Source organism: bacterium, from assembly GCA_041648665.1.
Classification (GTDB): Bacteria; UBA10199; UBA10199; order 2-02-FULL-44-16; family JAAZCA01; genus JAFGMW01.
Genome location: JBAZOP010000166.1, coordinates 1 through 4,003 on the forward strand (window position 1 = coordinate 1; position 4,003 = coordinate 4,003).

Consider the following 4,003-nt stretch of genomic DNA (forward strand, 5'->3'; position numbering starts at 1 on the left):
CCCTGGACCCCCATGAGCACCACCTCGTCGCCCACGGAGACGCCCTCTATGTCCGTCACGTCGATGACGATCATGTCCATGGTCACCCGCCCTGCCACCGGCGCCCTCCTGCCGCGTATCAATACCTGGGCCTTGCCCGAGAGGGCCCACGGGTATCCGTCGGCATAGCCGATCGGCACGATCGCGAGCCTGGAGCGTCTCTTCGTCGTGAACGTGCAGCCGTAGCTCACCTTCGAGCCCTCGGGCACGTGCTTGAGCAGCATCACCCTGCTCTCGAGGCCCATCACGAGGTCTAGGCTGCCCCGCAGGGGATGATCGAAATCGCAGTCCCCGAAGAGCGCGAGCCCTGGCCTCGCCCAGACCTCCTCCGCGCCGTCGAACTCAAGGGCCGCGCCGCGCATGATCGCTGTGGAGTTGGCCGCGTGCCAGACGCGCACAGGACCGATCGCGGCCTCGATCTCTTTTTTGCAGGAAACGAACTTCTCGATCTGGCCGGAGGAGAATTCCTCATCACCCGCGTCGGCGAGATGCGTCATCACGCCCTCGACGCGCAGGTGCGGACAGGATTTGAATTTTGCGAGCACCTGCGGCAGGGCCTCGGGCCGGACGCCGAGCCTGGACATGCCGGTGTCGATCTTCAGGTGTACGTCCGCCGAGCGGCCTGCCCTGACTGCCGCCTCCTCAAGGGAATCCAACACCCCGCTGGAGTGGACGACCGGGGTGAGGCCTGCGTCGACCATCCGGAAGGAGGCCGCCGACCCCTCTCCCATGAGCCCGCTCATCACGAGTATCGGGATGCGGATGCCGAACTCCCTGAGCTCGACCCCCTCCTCCACGGTCGCGACGCCGAGGGCACGCGCACCAGCACTCTCCAGCGAGAGGGATATCTCCTTTGAGCCGTGGCCATAGGCGTCGGCCTTGACCATGGCCAGCACACCCGCATTTTTGGGCAGGCGCTCCCGGATGAGATCGAAGTTGCGGCGCAGGGCCACGAGGTCGATCGTCGCCCAGGCCGGCCGGAACATCGTCTTGCCGAAGGAGTCGAGAATCATAATTAGCTGTTTTTCCTCGCGATTAGTGAGCGCCCGCTTCTAACAGCGCGCCCGCTGGTTGTCAAAATATAATAGAGGTTTCAGGGGCCTGCTTTGGTATTGCATTGGCGGTCATTGAAGCGTAAAAAGCGCGACCTATGAGCACAAAGATTTCATGCACATACATCGGTCAGGGGACGACCCAGGTGTGGTTGGGCGAAACCATGATCCTCACCGACCCGCACTTGGGAAAGCGGGCCTTCCTCTCCCCAAGGCTGCAGAAGCTGCCGATAACGCCGTCCTCCATGCCGGACCCGGCCTGCATCCTGCTCTCGCACACGCACTGCGATCACCTTGACATCTCGAGCTACAAGTACATCTCCACGGGCGTGCCGATCGTCGTGCCCGAGGGCAAAGAACCGGCAATCGGGCGCTATCTGCCCAATCCCGTGATCGAGCTCGCTCACTATGCGGTGCACGAGCTCGCGTGCGGAGTGGAGATCACTGCCCTGCCCGTGATCCACAGCTCGAGCCACATATTCGATCTCGGCATCTCCCGGTCGAACGCGTACCTCATCAGAAAACCGGGGATGGAGGGCGCCGTCTACTTCTGCGGCGACTCCGCCTACGGTCCGCACTTCCGCGAGACCGGCAACCTCGGCCGCATCGAACTCGCGCTGCTCCCGATCGGAAGCTACGAGCCGCGCTGGCTCATGAGGAACAAGCACATGACCCCGGCCGAGGCGATAAACGCATTCGAGGAGCTCGGCGCAGCGCACATGGTGCCCATCCATCACGGGACGTTCAGGCTCTCGCTGGAGAGCCCGGCGGCGCCGCGCAGATGGTTGGAGAAGATACTGGAGGAGAGGCCTGACTTGAGATCCAGGGTCCATCCGCTGGAGCCCGGCGAAAAGTTCGAATTCGAGGCGGCCGCTCCATCCGTCGAGAAGGTCGCATAGTTTGACGGCATATCGGCTCTCTGATATTGCGCACCCTGATCGGGTGCATTTTTTTATTATGGGTGCCTCTAAAAACATGTTTTTTTGGCCTGTCATCCCCGAGTAATGTTATCGGGGATCCAGTCCGGAAAAACGCATGGGAAGCAGATAAGGCTGGATTCCCGCTAACAACACGCGGGAATGACAAAACGTGAAAATCGAGGTTTTTAGAGGTGCCCTTATGAAGATAATGATCAACGGAGAGAAGAAGACGATCGAGCAGGAGCAGACCATCTCGCAGATCCTGGATATGCTCCGAGTGCCGCGCGCCGGCACTGCGGTGGCGATAAACAACGCCATCGTATCGAGGGACAGGCATGAATGTCACGTTGTGGCGGAGGGCGACAGGATAGACATATTGCGCCCCATCGGCGGAGGATGACCCATGTTGAAAATCGCGGATAAAGAGTTCTCATCGAGGCTGCTCATCGGCACGGGCAAGTTCCCCTCGCACGAGGTGATGAGGCGATCGCTCGATGCGTCCGGGGGCGAGATCGTCACCGTCGCCCTGCGGAGGGTGGACTTCACCTCCCCTGCCTTCGACATCTTGAACTTCATCGACCGCGAGAGATATCTCATCCTCCCCAACACCTCCGGCGCGAGGACGGCGGACGAGGCTGTGACCCTGGCCAGGCTCGCCAACGAGGCCGGCCTGGGAAAATGGATCAAGCTCGAGGTGGTCCCGGAGCCGCGATACCTCCTGCCTGATCCGGTGGAGACGCTCCGCGCCGCGGAGGTGCTGGTCCGCGAAGGATTCGTGGTGCTGCCCTACATGAACGCCGACCCGATACTGGCAAAGCGCCTCGAGGAGGCCGGGACCGCCGCGGTCATGCCGCTGGGCAGCCCGATCGGCTCCAACCGCGGCCTCCGCACGCGCGACTCGCTCAAGATCATCATCGAGCAGGCGCAGGTGCCGGTCGTGGTGGACGCCGGCCTCGGCGCGCCGTCGCACGCGGCGGAGGCGATGGAGATGGGGGCGGACGCGGTGCTTGTGAACACCGCAATAGCGATAGCCGACGATCCGGTGGTCATGGCTCGGGCATTCAGGCTGGGCGTGGATGCGGGCCGCGCAGCGTTCAAGGCGGGCCGCGCAGCCGAGCTCGATCATGCGGAGGCGTCCAGCCCGCTGACGGGTTTTCTCAATGATTAATTTTTGTTCGATAGAGGCCGGCGCGCACCTGGAGCAGATGGCCAGGGCCGCGCACGAGCTGACGACGCGCCGCTTCGGGAGGACGATCAGGCTCTACGCGCCCATCTATCTCTCCAACGAGTGCATAAACTCCTGCGTCTACTGCGGGTTCAGGGGAGAAGGTTCGATCGAGCGGCGCACGCTAACGGTCGAAGAGGCGATCGCAGAGGCGCGCGCAGTGATATCGCACGGCCATCGCCACCTCCTCCTGGTCGCGGGCGAGAGCCCCGTTGCCATGCCCCTCGATCGGATCTGCGAAATCGCGCGCAGCATCAGGCCCATGGCAGCCTCCCTCTCGGTCGAGGTCCAGCCCTTCGACGAGCGAGGCTACGCCGAGCTGGCCGCATCGGGCGTGGACGGCGTGACTCTCTACCAGGAGACGTACGACGAGGAGGTATACGCGCGCATGCACCCTCGCGGCCCCAAGAGCGAGTTCGGCTCGCGATGCCGCGCGATCGACGCGGCGGGCAAGGCAGGCATGCGCTTTCTCAACATCGGCGCCCTGCTCGGGCTCTCCGACTGGAGGCGCGAGGCCTCCTCCCTCATCGCCCACGCGCGCCTGCTCATGAAGAGACACTGGCGCTCGCAGGTGTCGGTGAGCGTGCCCAGGATCCGCGACTGCTCATCGAAGTTCTCGCCCCCCTGCCCCGTCTCGGACAGGGAGCTTGCGCAGATGATCTGCGCGCTGAGGCTCTCTCTCCCCGACTGCGGGATCGTGCTCTCCACGCGCGAACCTGCAGCGCTCAGGGATCGGCTCATGCCGCTCGGAGTGACTCAGATGAGCG

At 63.5% G+C, this 4,003-nt stretch carries 5 protein-coding genes; 4 read left to right on the forward strand and 1 reads right to left on the reverse strand.

From position 1 onward, the window contains the following. The coding region (gene alr / locus WC683_20005) for an alanine racemase (protein MFA4974893.1) at window positions 1–1,052 on the reverse strand (1,052 nt) is incomplete at its 3' end. Between the two features lie 137 nt (window positions 1,053–1,189). Between alr and WC683_20010 the strand changes: the two genes are divergently transcribed. The 4 genes from WC683_20010 to WC683_20025 form a co-directional block, all read left to right on the forward strand. Continuing rightward, window positions 1,190–1,990 carry an MBL fold metallo-hydrolase gene (locus WC683_20010; protein ID MFA4974894.1) on the forward strand — a complete coding sequence of 267 codons (801 nt, stop codon included), beginning with the start codon at window positions 1,190–1,192 and terminating at the stop codon, window positions 1,988–1,990. Window positions 1,991–2,210: 220 nt separating this feature from the next. Beyond that, window positions 2,211–2,411, forward strand: coding sequence for a sulfur carrier protein ThiS (thiS, locus tag WC683_20015; protein ID MFA4974895.1), 201 nt, complete (start codon window positions 2,211–2,213; stop codon window positions 2,409–2,411). A 3-nt stretch (window positions 2,412–2,414) separates the two neighbouring features. Next, complete coding sequence (locus tag WC683_20020) at window positions 2,415–3,179, forward strand: thiazole synthase (protein MFA4974896.1); 765 nt, start codon at window positions 2,415–2,417, stop codon at window positions 3,177–3,179. Further along, window positions 3,172–4,003 (forward strand): radical SAM protein (locus WC683_20025; protein MFA4974897.1); only part of this gene is annotated, 832 nt, incomplete at its 3' end. The genes WC683_20020 and WC683_20025, both read left to right, overlap by 8 nt.

Bases quoted from the DNA above. Each gene is read 5' to 3' on its own strand.
- WC683_20010 (MFA4974894.1), top strand. From the start codon at position 1,190: ATGAGCACAAAGATTTCATGCACATACATCGGTCAGGGGACGACCCAG.
- thiS (MFA4974895.1), top strand. From the start codon at position 2,211: ATGAAGATAATGATCAACGGAGAGAAGAAGACGATCGAGCAGGAGCAG.
- WC683_20020 (MFA4974896.1), top strand. From the start codon at position 2,415: ATGTTGAAAATCGCGGATAAAGAGTTCTCATCGAGGCTGCTCATCGGC.